The 16968-nt window shown below is 65.1% G+C and carries 15 protein-coding genes and 1 rRNA gene; 2 read left to right on the top strand and 14 right to left on the bottom strand.

The features are described from left to right. The 3 genes from CH273_RS27265 to CH273_RS27255 form a co-directional block, all read right to left on the bottom strand. A 16S ribosomal RNA gene (locus tag CH273_RS27265) occupies positions 1-95 on the bottom strand; the annotation flags it as partial. A gap of 584 nt (positions 96-679) precedes the next feature. After that, complete coding sequence (gene tyrS, locus CH273_RS27260) at positions 680-1954, bottom strand: tyrosine--tRNA ligase (protein WP_032394282.1); 1275 nt, start codon at positions 1952-1954, stop codon at positions 680-682. Positions 1955-1992: 38 nt separating this feature from the next. Then, positions 1993-2637, bottom strand: coding sequence for a DNA-3-methyladenine glycosylase (locus CH273_RS27255; protein ID WP_032394283.1), 645 nt, complete (start codon positions 2635-2637; stop codon positions 1993-1995). Positions 2638-2716: 79 nt separating this feature from the next. Here CH273_RS27255 and CH273_RS27250 point away from each other — a divergent pair, with 79 nt between their 5' ends. Together CH273_RS27250 and CH273_RS27245 are read left to right on the top strand one after the other, a co-directional pair. After that, a complete protein-coding gene (locus tag CH273_RS27250) occupies positions 2717-3448 on the top strand; it encodes an ABC transporter ATP-binding protein (RefSeq protein ID WP_032394284.1) in 732 nt (243 codons plus the stop codon). Beyond that, positions 3445-4200, top strand: coding sequence for an ABC transporter permease (locus CH273_RS27245; RefSeq protein ID WP_032394285.1), 756 nt, complete (start codon positions 3445-3447; stop codon positions 4198-4200). Before CH273_RS27250 ends, CH273_RS27245 begins: the two co-directional genes overlap by 4 nt. A 63-nt stretch (positions 4201-4263) precedes the next feature. Here CH273_RS27245 and CH273_RS27240 read toward each other — a convergent pair whose 3' ends face one another. The 11 genes from CH273_RS27240 to CH273_RS27190 form a co-directional block, all read right to left on the bottom strand. Beyond that, positions 4264-4470, bottom strand: a complete 207-nt coding sequence (locus tag CH273_RS27240) for a Trm112 family protein (protein ID WP_032394286.1) — start codon at positions 4468-4470, stop codon at positions 4264-4266. A gap of 101 nt (positions 4471-4571) precedes the next feature. Then, a complete protein-coding gene (locus CH273_RS27235) occupies positions 4572-7589 on the bottom strand; it encodes an AMP-binding protein (RefSeq protein ID WP_032394671.1) in 3018 nt (1005 codons plus the stop codon). Between the two features lie 108 nt (positions 7590-7697). Then, on the bottom strand, positions 7698-9146 hold the full coding sequence (argH, locus tag CH273_RS27230; RefSeq protein ID WP_230596634.1) for an argininosuccinate lyase: 1449 nt from the start codon (positions 9144-9146) through the stop codon (positions 7698-7700). Beyond that, positions 9143-10342, bottom strand: coding sequence for an argininosuccinate synthase (locus CH273_RS27225; RefSeq protein WP_032394287.1), 1200 nt, complete (start codon positions 10340-10342; stop codon positions 9143-9145). The genes argH and CH273_RS27225 overlap by 4 nt, the downstream gene beginning before the upstream one ends. A 51-nt stretch (positions 10343-10393) precedes the next feature. Beyond that, positions 10394-10909: an arginine repressor gene (locus CH273_RS27220; RefSeq protein ID WP_032394288.1), complete on the bottom strand. Its 516-nt coding sequence runs from the start codon at positions 10907-10909 to the stop codon at positions 10394-10396. After that, entirely contained in the window at positions 10906-11841 is a 936-nt protein-coding gene (gene argF / locus CH273_RS27215; protein ID WP_032394289.1) for an ornithine carbamoyltransferase, read from the bottom strand. The genes CH273_RS27220 and argF overlap by 4 nt, the downstream gene beginning before the upstream one ends. Next, the gene (locus CH273_RS27210) at positions 11838-13043 is read right to left on the bottom strand and encodes an acetylornithine transaminase (protein WP_032394290.1); all 1206 of its coding nucleotides are present in this window, start codon (positions 13041-13043) and stop codon (positions 11838-11840) included. Before CH273_RS27210 ends, argF begins: the two co-directional genes overlap by 4 nt. Further along, positions 13040-13954 (bottom strand): acetylglutamate kinase, encoded by a 915-nt coding sequence (gene argB, locus CH273_RS27205; RefSeq protein ID WP_032394291.1) that lies wholly within the window; start codon positions 13952-13954, stop codon positions 13040-13042. Before argB ends, CH273_RS27210 begins: the two co-directional genes overlap by 4 nt. Next, positions 13951-15189: a bifunctional glutamate N-acetyltransferase/amino-acid acetyltransferase ArgJ gene (argJ, locus tag CH273_RS27200; RefSeq protein WP_032394292.1), complete on the bottom strand. Its 1239-nt coding sequence runs from the start codon at positions 15187-15189 to the stop codon at positions 13951-13953. Before argJ ends, argB begins: the two co-directional genes overlap by 4 nt. Beyond that, the gene (gene argC / locus CH273_RS27195; RefSeq protein ID WP_032394293.1) at positions 15186-16241 is read right to left on the bottom strand and encodes an N-acetyl-gamma-glutamyl-phosphate reductase; all 1056 of its coding nucleotides are present in this window, start codon (positions 16239-16241) and stop codon (positions 15186-15188) included. Before argC ends, argJ begins: the two co-directional genes overlap by 4 nt. A gap of 52 nt (positions 16242-16293) precedes the next feature. Further along, positions 16294-16851, bottom strand: a complete 558-nt coding sequence (locus CH273_RS27190) for a hypothetical protein (protein ID WP_032394294.1) — start codon at positions 16849-16851, stop codon at positions 16294-16296. Between the last annotated feature and the right edge of the window lie 117 nt (positions 16852-16968).

The following is a 16968-nucleotide window of genomic DNA, read 5'->3' as shown; positions in this document are numbered from 1 at the left end:
CCGCTCGTGTACCCCGAAAGGCCTTACCGCTCGACTTGCATGTGTTAAGCACGCCGCCAGCGTTCGTCCTGAGCCAGGATCAAACTCTCCGTAAAAGACTCTCGATCAACAGCCGAAACTGCGAATCAGTCATAAACATAAAGAGTCAAATCACTAGCAAAATAAACTCAACTAGCATTTCAAACAAAACCCTCTCACCTCAGACGGGAAGAATGAAGCAAGAAGATGTCACACCCACACCCCAAAAGGCATGAGCGCCAAAAACATTCGGCACTGACATTCATCGACACACTGTTGAGTTCTCAAAGAACACGCACACACCATTCACCGATGAGCTGAAGCTCGTGGGTGTCCGGGGCAACCGTTCCAGCTTAGATCAGATGATCGAGCACAGTCAAACTGGCTTCTCATCCGTGAAGAGGTCGAAATCTTGCGATCCGATCGACTTCATCTTGTCGAAGGCGAACTCCGCGTCGCTCAGGCCTTGCGGTCTGGGCTGGCGTCCGTGTCGCTCTGACCTGGACAAAGTTACGCCCCGGATAACAACGCGTCAAATCCCCAGGTCGTTCACGGATGGTTCGCGTGAACGACCTGGTCGCACCGCGTCACTTACCCACCTGACGGGCGTCGTAACCAAATTACACGGATGTGACTCCGGCCACTGGCAGCCATCGAACATCTAGCCGAGGATTCGGGCTCCGGCGAAGTTCCGCTTTCCGCGTCGCACCACCAACCACCGGCCGTGCAGGAGATCGTCCGCGCCGGGCGTCCACTCCTCGTCGGAGATCTTGACGTTGTTGACCGATGCGCCACCCTCCTTGACCGCGCGTCGGGCAGCGCCCTTGCTTTCGCTCAACCCGGTAGCGACGAGCAGATCGATGATGGTGTTCGGCGCACCCGCTTCGATATCCGCCACAGACGCTTCCTGTAGTGCGGCGGCGAGCGTCTTCTCGTCGAGTTCCGTCAGTTCGGCCCGCCCGAAGAGCGCCTGGCTGGCGAGTTCGACCGATCGCGTCGCCGCTTCACCGTGGACAAGCGTGGTCATCTCTGCGGCCAAGCGCTTCTGCGCTTCGCGCGCGTGCGGACGCTCGGTGGTCGCCGACTCGAGTTCTGCCAACTCGTCCTTGGACAGGAAGGTGAACCAGCGCAGGTACTTCACCACATCCGCGTCACCGGTATTCACGAAGTACTGGTACCAGGCGTACGGGCTCGTCATCTCCGGGTCGAGCCACAGGCTGCCGCCTCCGGTGGATTTACCGAACTTCTTCCCATCGGCGGACGTGACCAGCGGAACCGTCATTGCATGGACCGACTCGGCGTCTTGACGCCGGTTGAGTTCCACCCCGGCGATGATGTTTCCCCACTGATCGGAGCCACCGATCTGGAGGCTGCAGCCGTACTGGCGGCGAAGCTGCACGTAGTCGTTCGCCTGCAGCAGCATGTAGCTGAACTCGGTGTACGACATTCCGTCGCTCTCGAGCCTGTTCTTGACCGTCTCGCGAGCAAGCATCACGTTGATCGAGAAGTGCTTGCCGATGTCGCGGAGAAAGTCGATCGCGGACAACTCCCCCGTCCAGGCCAGGTTGTTCACCACCACTGCGCCCGTCGGGCTCTCGTCCATATCGACGAACCGCTCGAGCTGTCCACGGATACGCGACGCCCAGTCGGTGACGACCTCGCGGGAATTCATGGTCCGCTCCCCCACATCGCGCGGGTCACCGATGAGTCCTGTGGCACCACCGGCGAGAACGATCGGACGGTGGCCTGCCCGCTGAAAACGCTTGAGCGCCAGCAACGGCACGAGGTGCCCTGCGTGCAGCGAAGGACCGGTCGGATCGAAGCCGGAGTACAGCGTGATCGGGCCCTCGGATGTGGCCTTCTTCAGCGCGTCCACATCGGTGGACTGCGCGATCAGTCCACGCCAGGTCATTTCGTCGATGATGTTCTCACTCACGACGTCGATTCTCCTGCATGGACGCATCCACACGTCGGTCAGGCCTCCGAGCCACCGGGAGCGGCGGCGCGAGGACTGCGTTTGTAGCTCGATACCGACGGTGACCCGAGCACCCAGAAGCGCCACGGACGATCGGCCGCGACACTCACCCCCACCCGTGGGCCGGATCCAACTACCTTCTCGTGCAGCGGGCGTTCGAGAAGGTCGAGGGTGACGGGCGACGACGCGTCGAACACGTCCTTTCCGTTGTCTTCCAGCGACACGCCCATTGCTCGACCGAGATTGCCCGGCCCGCGGGCCCAACCGGCCTCGACCCGCGCCGATCGTGGGCCGCGGCCGGCACGCCTGCTCTCGACGACGTGGTGGCCCGCCACCACCTCACCCGCACGAAGCAACACAGCAGCGGCCGTACCGTCTGGGCCGCAGCTCACGTTCACACAGAGATGCATTCCGTAACTCAGGTAGACGTAGAGACGACCTGCAGGACCGAACATCACCTCGTTGCGAGCGGTCGGCCCCCGGAAGGAATGCGCGGCCGGATCGGGCCACGGACCGTCGAGCGGACCACCATAGGCCTCGACTTCGACGATGCGCACGGACACGTCGCCCACGGTGATGGTTCCACCGAGGATGCGTCGCGCTGCGTCGTCGGGCTCCCCGGTCTCCAACTCAACGGCATTCATCCCTCCCATGATGCTTCGCCCTTGACCACCGAGCGCGACGGGGCTACTACTGCAACATCCGACGAGTCTGGAGGCCGACATGGCGTTCACCGGTCAACACGCCGTCGACATCACAGGGCTGACGGTTCGCCGCGGCAAACGAACGGTGCTGCGCAGTTTGTCCCTGACGATCCCTCGTGGAGCCATCACGGGACTTCTCGGTCCGTCGGGCTGCGGCAAGACGACTCTGATGCGTGCGATCGTCGGCACTCAGATCGTGGACAGCGGAACCGTGACAGTCCTCGGATCTCCGGCTGGCTCGGCACCATTGCGCCGCACGGTCGGCTACGTGCCCCAGGCACCGAGTGTCTATCGAGATCTCACCGTTCGCGAGAACGTGCAGTACTTCGGGTCGCTGTACGGTCGCCGCCGCGCGGACGTGGCGTCCGCCATCGAGTCGGTCGGCCTGGCCGACCACGCATCGTCACGGGCGGGCGAACTCTCGGGTGGTCAACTGGGGCGGGTATCCCTGGCCAGTGCGCTCATTGCCGAGCCCGAGCTGATCGTGCTCGACGAACCGACCGTCGGCTTGGATCCCGTGCTGCGCTCCGAGCTGTGGTCACGTTTCGCCGATATCGCAGCACGAGGCACAACGGTGCTGGTCTCGAGCCACGTGATGGAAGAGGCCGAGCACTGCAGCCGTCTCGTTCTGATGCGCGACGGCACCATGCTGGCCCAATCGAGCCCTGACGCCCTACTCGCACGCACGAACGAAACGACCCTCGATCGCGCATTCCTGTCTCTCGTCAGATCCATGGAACAGACATCGTGAACGCGCGGATCTATGCAGCCGGCACCGGCCGCATCCTGCGCCAGCTCAGAGCCGACCATCGATCGGTCGCCATGGTGCTGCTCGTTCCGTCCCTGCTGATGGTGTTGCTGTACTACCTCTACCAAGACGTGCCGACCCAGCCGAACCAGCAGTCGTTGTTCGATCGGATCGCCATCACGATGCTCGGCATCCTGCCGTTCGTCGTCATGTTCCTGATCACGTCGATCTCGATGCAGCGTGAACGCACCTCCGGAACGCTCGAGCGCCTGCTGACGACGCCGATGTCCAAATTGGACCTGCTTGCAAGCTACGGGTCCGCCTTCTCGCTCGCCGCTGTCGGTCAAGCGCTGCTCGCGTGCACCGTCGCGTTCGGATTCCTCGGGCTCGACATCGAGGGCTCGGTCGGATGGGTTCTGGTGATCGCAGTCCTGGGAGCGATGCTCGGCGTCGCCATCGGACTGCTGTGCAGCGCGTTCGCTCGCACCGAGTTCCAAGCCGTTCAGTTCATGCCGGTCGTCGTGATTCCGCAGCTGTTCCTGTGCGGACTACTGGTGCCACGAGACCAGATGCCGAACTGGCTGAGCGCGATCAGCGATGTTCTGCCGCTGAGCTACCTGGTCGACGCGCTCCAGGAGATAGCCCGGTACCCCGCGGCCACCGGCCGTATGTGGACCGACCTCGCCTTGGTCATGGCTTTCACCGTCGCCGCGCTGATCGGAGCCGCCGCGACATTGCGTCGTAGAACCCCGTAGTCGTAGAACGCCGTAGTCGACGAACCCAGTGGTCGACGAACGCGGGGTGACCGACGGAAAGTACTAGGACGTGGCGCGCGACAGGATCGACTCGTGCTCGGCGTCGTCGACATCGCGGGCGTCGTCCGCGAGCAACACCGGAATTCCGTTCTCGATGGGGTATGCACGCCGAAGTCGCGGGTTGTAGAGCAGTTCCCCTTCGATCAACAACAGCGGTCCCTTGTCCACTGGGCACGCAAGAATGGAAAGCAGTGTCGAATCGATTGCCACGGGTGTCCTTCGTTCTGATCCGGTCGAACCGGAAGTGGTGTACTCGCTTACGCTACCGAACACGTTCCGTTCTGCACGGAGTCATTGCTATGACGTCATTGCTACGACGATTGTTCGGCGGCGGCTTCTCGTCCGACGAACCGCTCGGCCACAACAGCTTTCGTCATTCGACGATAGCTGTTCGACTCGGAGTCGTAGTACCACGAACGCGCACTCGGCGTCGGAATGCCGGCCTGCTTCAACGCCGTCGCGGTCGGTCGGTACGCGCGACCCACCGGAATTTCGGGCACCACGTGCACGATCGCCGGGCGCTCCGCCGGCAGCAGCACGCCGAGAGTGTCCGTCAACGCACGAGCGGTGATCACCGCTTCCGGTTGCAGCGATATGGCGCAGACGGCCACCTCGGTGGCCGATGCCTCGACGCGCACCGATCGTGGCCGATCGGACGTCACCCGCACTCCGTACACCACAGCCGAATCGACCTGATCCAGGTCACCCACCGCGTCGACGATCGGTTGGGTGTACACCGGCCCGCAGGCCGATCGCACGACGGTGTCCTTGCGGTCGACGAGCCAGTAGTCGCCGTCGGAATCGCGACGGAACAGGTTCTCGGTGGGGATCCACGCGTCCGCGGGTTCGAACACTCCCCGCATGACGTGACTGGTCGCTTCGCCGTCTCCGCTCGGTCGGCCGAGGAGTAGTCCGATCTCGTCGTCGCGGCACTGTCGAACGAAGCCCTCGTCGTCCTCTTCTAGACGCCCGGTGATCGGGTCGTAGGCCGCCAATGCAACCCGTGCGCTACCGGGCAACGGTCGGCCCTTGGATCCGATCTTCGAGCCTGCGACGTTGGCCAGAATCACGTCGTTCTCGGTGGAGGCGTAGAACTCGAGTACCCGAGCCGGGCTGAATCTTGCAAGAGTGCGTCGCCACAGCCCCACCGGCATGCCGGATCCGATGAACAGCCGCACCGGGTGACCGGAGTCGACGGGGAATCGGCCGTCGTCGAGGATCTGACGCATCATCGTCCAGGTGTAGCTCACGACCGTGACGCCGTAGCGGTAGACCTCTTCGCTGAACCTCTCGGGCTCGAGACCACGCGACAGTGCGATCCGCGATCCGCCCGCGAGTGCACCACCGATCGTGACGAGAATTCCAGCCGAATGATGCAGCGGCGCAAGGCAATACACAGTATCGCCGGGACCGAGAGCAGCAGTGGTGGCCGTACCGAAAGCGGACAAGGCCCAGCGGTGGTTGGTGATGTATCGAGGTTCGAGACCGTGATCGGTAGTCGTGAACAGGATCATCGCCAGTTCGCGGGCACGACCCGGATCCGGCTCGTACCACTGGGGCAAACGCACCGTGTCGGGATCGATGGCCTCGAGATCTGTGACCTCGTATCCGGACGGGACGTCGAGCGTCCGCGTGTCTCCGCCGCCGAGCACCAGGACGTTCGGCGTCACCGACACTGCAGCTGCCACGTTCTCCGGATCCGCGATCACCGTGTCGACGTCGACGGTCCGCAAGGCTGCAGTCAGGTCGCTGCCAGGCTGCAGCAGAACAGGCACCGCCCCGATCCGCGAGAGCGCCGCCATGGCAGCCAACGCGCTGGGGCGGGTCTCCATCAGCACTCCGATACGCGACGCAGGCCGCACGCCGACGCTGATCAGACCGCGCACCACGTTGTCGATGCGGACGTTCACGGCATCGTAGGTGTGCACTCGATCGTCGAACAGGAAGCACTCGCCGTTCGGAGATTTACGTCCCTGTTCGGCGATCAAGCGGCCCAAGGAGACTCGGCTGTGGGGCTGCATCTGCCCCAGGCGGGCGAGCCTCGGCAACGTACGCACGGCTTCGGACGAGATCTCCCGGGTACCGCGCACCGCCCCCGTCGCGGCCGACGCCAGCCCGCGGCCGACACCGACGCCGACTTCGGCGATGGAGGCAGCGGTATGAATCAGTCGATTGGTGATCGACACTCCGCTGTCGCTGTCACCGTGATCCTCGCGTTCCATGACGCGTACCGCCTCGGGCCTGGGTCCGAGATCTTCACGCCACCGAATCCAGTTTCCCGTCGTCGGCCACGTCTGCGCAGCCGCGGTACTGCCGACAACCAAGCCGAAATGGCCTGCGCGCAAGGTTGTTTCGAAGACCTGCGCACGCGGGGCAGCGCGCTGGATGCCGCGGACGGCAAGCGGTTGCCCGATGTCGTCCACCTCGCCGACGAAGGCCAACACCGGCACCGTCAGTTCTGCCAGAGTCAACAGTCTGTCCTTGATGACGAACCCGCCGGTCATCATGCGGTTGTGCACGACGAACTGCTTCAGCAACTCGGCAACGGCCGGGCCGGACCAGGCCACCCACCCGTCCATCGCCAGAAAGCGTCGCTGCGGCTCGCGTGGCAGCAGCGCCTCACGATCGTGCAACTGCCTCAAGAAATCCAAGCGCGACCGCACTGTCTTCGCCGGATCGAGCAATTGGAATCCAGTGCGAGCCATCCACCCCGACACGGCAAGCCGCGTGAACACATGGTCGGCCAGGAACTCCGCACCTCGCGTCGCCACTCCGGCCGGGATCCCGAGAGGCAAACCGGCGAGTGTATCGACCGGAGCCCCGAAGGTGATGAGACTGGCCAGATTTCGGCCGCCCCGATACGCAGCGGCCTGATAGCAGAACATTCCACCCTGAGAGTAGCCACCCAGGTGTACATCGCGACCGGTGTGCTCGTGCACCTTGTCGACGACCTCGCTGATCGCCACGACGTGATCGGCGAGCGTGCGGCCCCATCCGCCTTCCTCGGTATCGGGCGAACCGAAGTCGACGACCCACGGATCCAACCCCATGCCGTGCAGGATTCCCGCGGCCCCTTGGTCGGTCGTCACGTCGTAGACGTCCGCGGAGACCATCATCGGAGGAATCAGCACCACCGGAGGACTGTCCGCAGGAACATCGTCGGGGAAGTAACGACGAAGCCGATACATCGGCTCGCGGTCCATCACCCGAAACGGTGACGGGTCCACCTCGGTCTCGAGCCCACCGAGACGGATGACCTCGAGACCGTTCTGCGCCGTGGCGATGGCACGGCGCAGTGGGCCGCGTACGGCGTCTGCATTCAGTCCCACAAGTACACTCCTGCGTTCGGCCCCGACGGAACGACCGGCATCGGTCTTCGCGTGACGAAAGCTTCTCACATCACACTCGACGAACCGGCAGGGATGTCGATTGCGCACTCAGTGCCGCAGCACCGGTTCCTCGGCCCACGTACGCAGCATCGACGCCGTGGCTCGCACGCCCCCGAGCTGATGCGCCACCTGCACCGCGGCGGTGCCACCGCGGGCGTCCCGCGACGAGATGGAACCCTCCACCGTGAGCACCTCACGAACGGCCGGCGTGAGGGAAGGATCGATCGCGGCGAGCTCGTCGTCGGTCAGATCCGCCAGCCCGACGCCTCGCGCCTCGGCCGCTCGGACACAGGCACCCGCGGCCTCGTGAGCTACGCGGAACGCGATCCCCTGCCGCACCATCCACTCGGCGATGTCGGTGGCGAGCGTGAACCCGGCCGGTGCGAGTTCGGCCATGCGCTCGGTGTGGAATTCGAGCGTTGCCGTCAATCCCGTGAGTGCAGGCAGCAACAGCTCGAGCTGCGCCACCGAGTCGAACACCGGCTCCTTGTCCTCCTGGAGATCACGGTTGTAGGCCAACGGTTGTGCCTTGAGCGTGGCCAGTAGACCGGTGAGGTTTCCGATCAGTCGACCGGTCTTTCCGCGGGTCAGCTCCGCGACATCCGGATTCTTCTTCTGCGGCATGATCGAACTGCCCGTGGACCATGCGTCGGCCAATGTGACGTAGCCGTACTCGGGCGTGCTCCACGATATGACCTCCTCGGCGAACCGAGACAGATCGACCGCCGTCATCGCCAACACGAACGCAGCCTCGGCCGCGAAGTCGCGCGAGGACGTGGCGTCGATCGAGTTCTCGGCGGACGAGTCGAATCCGAGCTCGGCTGCGATCTTCTCCGGACTCAGACCCAGTGACGAACCGGCGAGAGCCCCGGAACCGTACGGCGACACCGCTGCTCGCGTGTCGAAGTCCGCGAAGCGCTGCACGTCGCGCAGCAACGGATGGGTGTGCGCGAGCAGATGATGCGCCAGCAACACCGGCTGCGCGGCCTGCGAATGTGTCTTGCCCGGCATCACGGCCGTCGGATGCGCCGCTGCCTGGGTGGCCAACGCGTCGACCACATCGAGAACGCCGACGGACACCCGACGGACGGCGTCGCGCAGCCACATCCGGAACAGCGTGGCGACCTGGTCGTTACGCGACCGGCCCGCGCGCAGCCGGCCCCCGACCTCGGGTCCGACACGATCGATCAGACCGCGTTCGAGAGCGCCGTGCACGTCCTCGTCGGAATCGGCTGCCACGAACGCACCGGAGGCGACGTCGTCGGCGAGACGCTGCAAACCGTCGAGCATGGTCTCGAGGTCCTGCGGGGTGAGCAGTCCGGCACCGTTCAGCACCCGGGCGTGCGCCATGGATGCGCGGATGTCGTACGGCGCGAGTACCCAGTCGAAGTGCGTCGACTTGCTCAACGCCGCCATGGCGGCGGCCGGTCCGGATGCGAATCTGCCACCCCAGAGCGAACCCTCGTTGGTTCCGTGTGAGATCTCCGAATTCGTCACAGGCCCAGGTCCCGCTTCGCGGCGATCTTCGACGAGAGTCCGTGCAGCTGAACGAATCCCTTGGCCGCGGACTGGTCGAACGTGTCGCCCTCGTCGTAGGTGGCGAGGTTGAAGTCGTACAGCGACTCACCACTGCGGCGTCCGTTGACGATGATCCCGCCCGCGTGCAGGACCAGGCGGATGTCGCCGGAAACGTGCTCCTGCGTGTGCTGCACGAACGTGTCGAGAGCGCCCTTGAGCGGGGAGTACCACAGGCCGTCGTACACCAGCTCGGCCCACTTCTGGTCGGTGTGGCGCTTGTAGCGACCGAGCTCGCGCTCGAGGGTCACGTGCTCGAGCTCCTCGTGGGCCCGGATGAGCACCATGGCACCGGGTGCCTCATAGATCTCGCGACTCTTGATTCCGACGAGCCGATCCTCGACAACGTCCAAGCGGCCGACACCCTGCGCGCCCGCGCGAGTGTTCAGCTCCTGAATCGCTTCGAGGACCGACACCGGTCGACCGTCGATCGCGACGGGACGACCTTTGTCGAAGGAGACGATCAGTTCGTCCGGGGCCTGGAAGTTGACCGTCGGATCCTCGGTGTAGTCGTAGACGTCCTTGGTCGGCGCGTTCCACAGGTCCTCGAGGAAACCGGTCTCCACCGCGCGCCCCCAGACGTTCTGGTCGATCGAGAAGGGCGACTTGGTGGTCACGTTGATCGGGATGTCGTTCTCCTCGGCGAACGCGATCGCCTTCTCGCGCGTCCATGCGTAGTCGCGAACCGGTGCCAACACCTCGAGCTCGGGAGCGAGTGTGTTGAAACCCACCTCGAACCGAACCTGGTCGTTGCCCTTGCCCGTGCACCCGTGTGCGACAACGGTTCCACCGTGCGCCCGCGCGTTCTCCACGAGGTGCTTGACGATCAACGGACGGCTGATGGCCGACACGAGCGGGTACCGATCCATGTACAGGGCGTTGGACTGCACCGTCGGCAGGCAGTACTCGTCGGCGAACTCGTCCCTGGCATCGACGACGACGGATTCGACTGCGCCGCAATCGAGCGCACGCTGGCGCACGAGGTCCATGTCCTCCCCGCCCTGCCCCAGATCGATGGCGACAGCGACGACCTCCTTGCCGGTCTCCCTCCCGATCCAGCTGATGGCGACGGAGGTGTCGAGTCCGCCGGAATAGGCGAGAATGACGCGTTCGGCCATGGTGTTCAAGCTCCTTCGTTGTTCTTGTTGCGCATGATGGGTAACCGGATCTCAGTCACCGCGTCGAGCAAGCTTTTCGATCTTGTCCGCGACCTCGCCACCGGTGTGTGGCTCGCGGGCGATCAACAGAATCGTGTCGTCTCCTGCGATGGTCCCGACGATCTCGGGCATCGCAGCGCGATCGAGAGCGCTGGCCAGGTAGTGCGCCGCGCCGGGTGGTGTTCGGAGCACGGCCTGGTTTCCGCTGTGATCGGTGGACACCAACAACTCACCCAGCAACTTCAGGAGCCGATCGGTGCCGCCGGACACTCCGCGAACCGGGCTGCCGTCCTCGGGCACGACGTACACCCCCACTCCACCGTCGGGTGCGCGCAGCTTCACCGCACCCAGTTCCTCCAGGTCCCGCGAGAGCGTCGCCTGAGTGGTGTCGATTCCCTCGGCGGCGAGCAACGACGCCAGCTGCGGTTGACTACGTACCTGATGCGTGGCCAGCAACGCGATGATCCGCGCCTGCCTGCCCGCGCGGGTCGACGCCGTCAACGGCACCGCAGTGACGTCCTCGCTCATGGTCGATTGGCCTGTTCGAGAAGCCACACCAGCAGAGCCTTCTGCGCGTGCAGGCGATTCTCGGCCTCGTCCCAGACGACGCTCTGCGGACCGTCGAGCACCTCGTCGGTGATCTCCTCGCCGCGATGTGCGGGCAGGCAGTGCAGCACAACGGCATCCGACTGGGCCTTCGAGAGCAGATCGGAGTCGATTCGATAGGGCCGGAACGGGGCGACGCGATCGAGACCGTCGTTCTCCTGGCCCATCGACGTCCAGGTGTCGGTGACGAGCGCGTCGGCACCGGTGGCTGCCTCGACCGGGTCCTCGGTGATGGTGATGGTGGCCCCGGTTTCCTCGGCGCGAGCCTGCGCCGCGTCGAGTACGTAGCCGAGCGGCGCGAAATCCTTTGGCGCGGCGATCCGCACGTTCAGCCCGGCCGTGACACCGCCGATCAGCAGCGAGTGCGCCATGTTGTTGGCACCGTCACCGAAGTAGGCCAAGGTGCGGCCCTGCAGATTTCCCTTGTGCTCGATCAGGGTCTGCAGATCCGCCAGAACCTGGCAGGGGTGGAACTCGTTGGAGAGGGCGTTGACGATCGGAATGGTTGCGCCGGTGGCCATCTGCTCGAGCCGCTTCTGTCCGAACGTGCGCCACACGACCGCTTCGACGTAGCGCGAGAGAACTCGGCCGGTGTCCTGAAGAGTCTCCTCACGACCGAGCTGTGTGTCGCGACCTGTCACGACGACGGCATGGCCACCCAACTGAGCGATGCCCATCTCGAACGAGAAGCGAGTACGCGTCGAGTTCTTCTCGAAGATGACACCGATCCCCTTGGGGCCTTCGAGAGGACGCTTCGAGAACGGTGCACGTTTGAGCTCTGCTGCCAGAGCGAGGATTTCACCCTGCTGCTGCGGCGTGATGTCGTCGTCCCGGAGGAAGTGCTGAACGGTCATGGCTGATGAGCCTCCTGTGCTGCGTCGAGAATGGCCGGTAACGCCGTCACGAACGACGCGGCTTGCTCTTCGGTGATGATCAACGGTGGTGCGAGCCGGAGCACGTCGGGCTGTGCCGCATTGAGGAGGAAGCCCGCCTCGCGCGCGGCCGCTTCGGCCGCCGGTGCGACGGCGGCGGTGAGGACCACGCCGAGGAGTAGTCCCGAACCCCGAACATGGCTCACCAGAGGGTGATCGAGACTCTCGATGGAGTGCGCGATCGTCTTGCCGATGCTGTCCGCGTGCGAGATCAGATCCTCGTCGGCAACGGTGCGCAGGACGGCCAGAGCCGCCGCAGCGCATACGGGGTTACCACCGAACGTGGTGCCGTGCTTGCCCGGATGCAGCAACTCCCCCGCCGCTCCGATGCCGATGCATGCACCGATGGGCAGGCCACCGCCCAGGCCCTTGGCGAGCGTGATCACGTCGGGCACGATGCCGACGGACTGGTGGGCGTAGAACCATCCCGTACGGCCTATACCGGTCTGCACCTCGTCGAGGACCAACAGTGCACCGTGCTTCGCGGTGATCTCACGCGCGGCGAGGAGGTAGCCCTCGGGCGGAACCACCACACCGCCCTCGCCCATGATCGGCTCGAGAAACACTGCGGCAGTATCGGAATCGACCACAGCTTCAAGAGCTGCCACATCGCCATACGGTACATGCTGCACGCCTGCAGGCATCGGTTCGAACGGGATCCGCTTGTCCGGCTGACCGGTCAGTGCGAGAGCACCCATCGTCCGTCCGTGGAAGGACTTCTCGGCTGCCACGATGTTGGGGCGACCGGTCAGGCGAGCGATCTTGAAGGCCGCCTCGTTGGCCTCGGTTCCCGAATTGCACAGGAACACCCGACCGGTGGCCCCAGCACCGAGGTGCGCGAGCAACTGCTCGGCCAACGCGATACCGGGTTCTGTCGCATAGAGATTCGAGGTGTGTCCGAGGGTGGACAGCTGAGCGGTGACCGCCTCGATCACCGCCGGATGGGCATGTCCGAGGATGTTCACGGCGATACCAGCGAGCAGATCCAGGTACTGCTTTCCGTCGGCGTCCGTCACCACCGCACCCTCGCCGCGCACGAGCGCCACACGGGGAACACCGTAGTTGTCCATCAACGAATTCGACCACCGCTGTTGCAGATCGAGGGTGGACTCGGTGCCGGTCATGGCATGACTCCTGACGTAGAAGAATGATCGGGGGTGACCATGGTGCCGATCCCCTCACCGGTGAACAGCTCCACCAGCACGGAATGTTCGACGCGACCGTCGATGACATGCGCCGACGGCACACCCGCTCGAACCGCACGCAGACACGCTTCCATCTTCGGCACCATCCCGGCGTCGAGCGAGGGCAGCAACGCCTCGAGCGCGGACGCGTCGATCTCGGAGGTCAACGAGCTGCGATCGGGCCAATCGGTGTACAGGCCTTCGACATCGGTGAGCACCACCATCTTCTCGGCACCGATGGCACTGGCCAGCGCCGCGGCCGCAGTGTCGGCGTTGATGTTGTGCACGACGCCGTCGCGGTCGGGAGCGATGGTGGACACCACCGGAATGCGTCCTGCTGCAATGAGATCGAACACCGCAGCGGGGTTCACCGACGTGACGTCGCCGACGAGGCCGATGTCGGTGTCGATGCCGTCGACCAGCACGGTCCGACGCGTCGCGGTGAACAGGTGCGCATCCTCACCGGAGATCCCCACGGCATACGGACCGTGACCGTTGATCAGGCCGACGAGCTCGCGCCCGACCTGTCCGAACAGCACCATCCGCGCAACGTCCATGACCTCGGGCGTGGTGACGCGGAATCCGCCGCGAAATTCACCTGCCAGGCCGAGTCTGGTCAGCATGGCCGAGATCTGCGGCCCTCCGCCGTGCACGACGACCGGATGAATTCCGACGGTGCGCAGAAACACCATGTCGGCCGCGAACGCCCGCTTCAGATCGTCGTCGATCATGGCGTTTCCGCCGTACTTCACCACGACGATCTTGCCCGAGAATCGCTGCAGCCACGGCAGTGCCTCGGCGAGGGTGAACGCCTTCTGCGCGGCCGTCAAATCCAGTGCGGCGGAAGTCATGACGAGTACGCCGAGTTCTCTTCGACGTACGCGTGCGAGAGGTCGGTCGTTCGGATGGTGGCCGACCCCGCGCCCAGACCCAGATCGATGGTCACCTCGATGTCGACACCGGACAGGTCGACCTCGCGAGCGCCCGGCGCTCCCACGCCGTCGATGCACACCGGACTGCCGTTGAAGGACACGGCAATTCGATCCGGGTCGAGCTCGATCGGGGCGATGCCGATTGCCGCGAGAACGCGGCCCCAGTTGGGATCGGAACCGAACAGTGCCGTCTTGGTCAGAGAGTCCCTGGCGACCGTGCGTGCACCGATCAGGGCTTCGTCCTCGGACACCGCGCCCGACACGGTGATCCGCACCCGCTTGGTCACGCCCTCGGCGTCGGCCATCATCTGGTCGGCCAGGTCGTCGCACACCGCCAGGACCGCGGCGTCGAGTTCATCCTGTGACGGTGCCACTCCACTGGCCCCGGAGGAGAGCAGCAGCACCGTGTCGTTGGTCGACGATGCGCCGTCGACGTCGAGCCGGTCGTAGGACAATCGGGTCGCCGCGCGCAGCGCCTTGTCGAGCTGGTCTGCGGTGGCAACGGCATCGGTGGTGATGACACTGAGCATCGTGGCCAACGACGGCGCCAGCATGCCTGCCCCCTTGGCCATGCCGCCGACGTTCCATTTGTCGGCATGATGAACAGCCGCCTGCTTGGGCACGGTGTCGGTGGTCATGATCGCGTACGCCGCATCGGTACCACCGGAAATGCCACCTGCGAGTTCGTGCACGACCTCGGTCACGCCGGGCAGCAGCTTGTCCATCGGGAGCCGGTCACCGATGAGACCCGTCGAGCAGACGGCAACCTCGACAGCGCCGGTCTCGGAACCCCAATTGCTCAGTGCCGACGCCACTTCCTCGGCCGTGCGGTGCGCGTCCTGGAACCCGGGCGCACCCGTGCAGGCGTTGGCACCACCGGAGTTGAGGATCACCGCACGCAGTCGACCGGTGGACAGCACCTGCCGAGACCACAACACCGGCGCTGCCTTGACCTTGTTGCGGGTGAACACACCCGCTGCCGCGAAGTCGGGACCCTCGTTGAACACCAGGGCCAGATCGGACTTGCCACTTGCCTTGATACCGGCCGGAATACCGGCGGCACGGAACCCCGCGGGAGCGGTGACACCCTGTGTGCGCACGAGCTTGCCCGCAACCGTGCCGACGGCCTCCACCTGGCTCCCGACGCTGCTCATGGTGCTACTCCTACGGTAGAGAGACCCTCGGTCTCGGTGATTCCCAGTGCGAGATTCATGGATTGGACTGCTGCTCCCGCTGTGCCCTTGGCCAGATTGTCGATGGCCGCGATCACGACGAGCAAGCCGGCGTCTGCATCGACCGACACGCTCATCTGCACGGCGTTCGATCCGATGACCGAACCGGTCTGCGGAAGCCGGCCGGCCGGCAGCACGTGCACGAACGGCTCTGCGGCGTATGCCTTTTCGTACACCTCCACGGCCTGTGCCTGTGTGGCGGTGGTGACCGCGGTACAGGTGGCGAGGATCCCGCGCGGCATCGGGGCGAGAACCGGCGTGAAGGACACCGCAACAGCGCTACCGGCGACGGCCGAGAGGTTCTGCACGATCTCGGGGGTGTGGCGATGCGCGCCGGCAACCGCGTACGCCCGAACCGAACCCATCACCTCCGAACCCAGAAGATCGGCCTTGGGAGCGCGACCGGCACCCGAGGTACCGCTCACGGCAACGATATTGACGCGAGGCTCGATGATGCCTGCGGCGACCGCGGGTGCGAGCGCGAGAGACGACACCGTCGGGTAGCACCCGGGAACGGCGATGCGGGTGGCACCGACGAGCCGCTCGCGGCCGCCCGGCAGCTCCGGCAGGCCGTACGGCCAACTGCCCGCGTGAGGACTCTTGTAGTACTTCTCCCAGGCCGCACCGTCGGTGAGGCGAAAGTCGGCACCGCAATCGATGATCAGCACGGAATCGGGCAGCTGCAGTGCGAGCTCGGCGGACTTACCGTGTGGGAGGCCGAGGAACACGACATCGTGCCCGGCGAGTTCGTCGACAGTGGTGGGACCGAGAACGCGATCTGCCAGTGGCAACAGGTGGGGATGGAATTCACCCAGCGTCGCGCCTGCATTGCCGCCCGCGGTCAGAGAGCCGATGATCAACGAACCGTCGCGCACTCCCGGGTGCCCGAGCAGCAGCCTGAGAATCTCACCGCCGGCGTATCCGCTGGCACCCGCGACCGCGACGCGCCGCGGCGTCGCCTCCGAAGTAATCATGCGGTTTATTATGCAGCATCATGCAAGCTCATTCATGAACGGGTCCGGTGTGTCAGCGTCCACCCATGGACTTGCGGATCTCGTCGAGCTTCCTGCGGCCCGCTTCCTGCCGTTCGTTCCACTGCTCGTCGAGGTCACGGCCCGCCCTCGACTCACGGTCCAACTCCTCTGCGCCGACGGCTGTGCCCGCGCGCTGTTCGACCCTGTCTCGCACACCGTCCCACGTCGGCACCCCCGAATCGGTGAAGTCACCGATCGGTGCGCTCACCGCACCGGAACCGTATCCGGTACCGCCGGGCAGGTCCTCGACCAATTCCGCGTCGATGATTCCCGGTACCGTGCCACCGAGCGGAGCCCCCGGCGGTGGATCACCGAGCGGCTGGTCGATCCGCGGCTTGGTCACCTGCGGGACGTCGACGTCGGGAACCGTTCCGGGTGGGGCTCCACGATCGGGGGTGACCGGCTCCGGATCTGCAGTACCCAGCTCGGCCGCCAGAGCCGCCGCGGCAGCCGCCACCGGGGCCAACCGCGGACGACCCGACACTGCAGCGAGGATCTGCTCGATCACCTGCACATCCGTCGCCGTACCGTCTGTCCCGAATTCACTCATGCGCTGCTCCCGTCACCTGTGGCCACTCGTGACTCCACGCTACGGACACCCGAGCCCGGGCGTGCACGGATCCAACTGCGCAGCGGCGCCGAGTCGACTGCGCAACTGCGCTAGGTC

The sequence above is a fragment of the Rhodococcus sp. 05-339-2 genome (genome assembly GCF_002258965.1).
Taxonomy (GTDB): Bacteria; Actinomycetota; Actinomycetes; order Mycobacteriales; family Mycobacteriaceae; genus Rhodococcoides.
This window is presented reverse-complemented; position numbering and strand designations above follow the sequence as displayed.

What these genes read in the sequence shown, in the direction of transcription:
- argF (WP_032394289.1), bottom strand. Translation starts at nt 11,841, where the DNA reads ATGACCGTTCAGCACTTCCTCCGGGACGACGACATCACGCCGCAGCAG.
- CH273_RS27225 (WP_032394287.1), bottom strand. Translation starts at nt 10,342, where the DNA reads ATGGCCGAACGCGTCATTCTCGCCTATTCCGGCGGACTCGACACCTCC.
- argJ (WP_032394292.1), bottom strand. Translation starts at nt 15,189, where the DNA reads ATGAGCAGCGTCGGGAGCCAGGTGGAGGCCGTCGGCACGGTTGCGGGC.
- CH273_RS27255 (WP_032394283.1), bottom strand. Translation starts at nt 2,637, where the DNA reads ATGAATGCCGTTGAGTTGGAGACCGGGGAGCCCGACGACGCAGCGCGA.
- CH273_RS27190 (WP_032394294.1), bottom strand. Translation starts at nt 16,851, where the DNA reads ATGAGTGAATTCGGGACAGACGGTACGGCGACGGATGTGCAGGTGATC.
- argB (WP_032394291.1), bottom strand. Translation starts at nt 13,954, where the DNA reads ATGACTTCCGCCGCACTGGATTTGACGGCCGCGCAGAAGGCGTTCACC.
- CH273_RS27250 (WP_032394284.1), top strand. Translation starts at nt 2,717, where the DNA reads ATGGCGTTCACCGGTCAACACGCCGTCGACATCACAGGGCTGACGGTT.
- argC (WP_032394293.1), bottom strand. Translation starts at nt 16,241, where the DNA reads ATGATTACTTCGGAGGCGACGCCGCGGCGCGTCGCGGTCGCGGGTGCC.
- CH273_RS27210 (WP_032394290.1), bottom strand. Translation starts at nt 13,043, where the DNA reads ATGACCGGCACCGAGTCCACCCTCGATCTGCAACAGCGGTGGTCGAAT.
- CH273_RS27220 (WP_032394288.1), bottom strand. Translation starts at nt 10,909, where the DNA reads ATGAGCGAGGACGTCACTGCGGTGCCGTTGACGGCGTCGACCCGCGCG.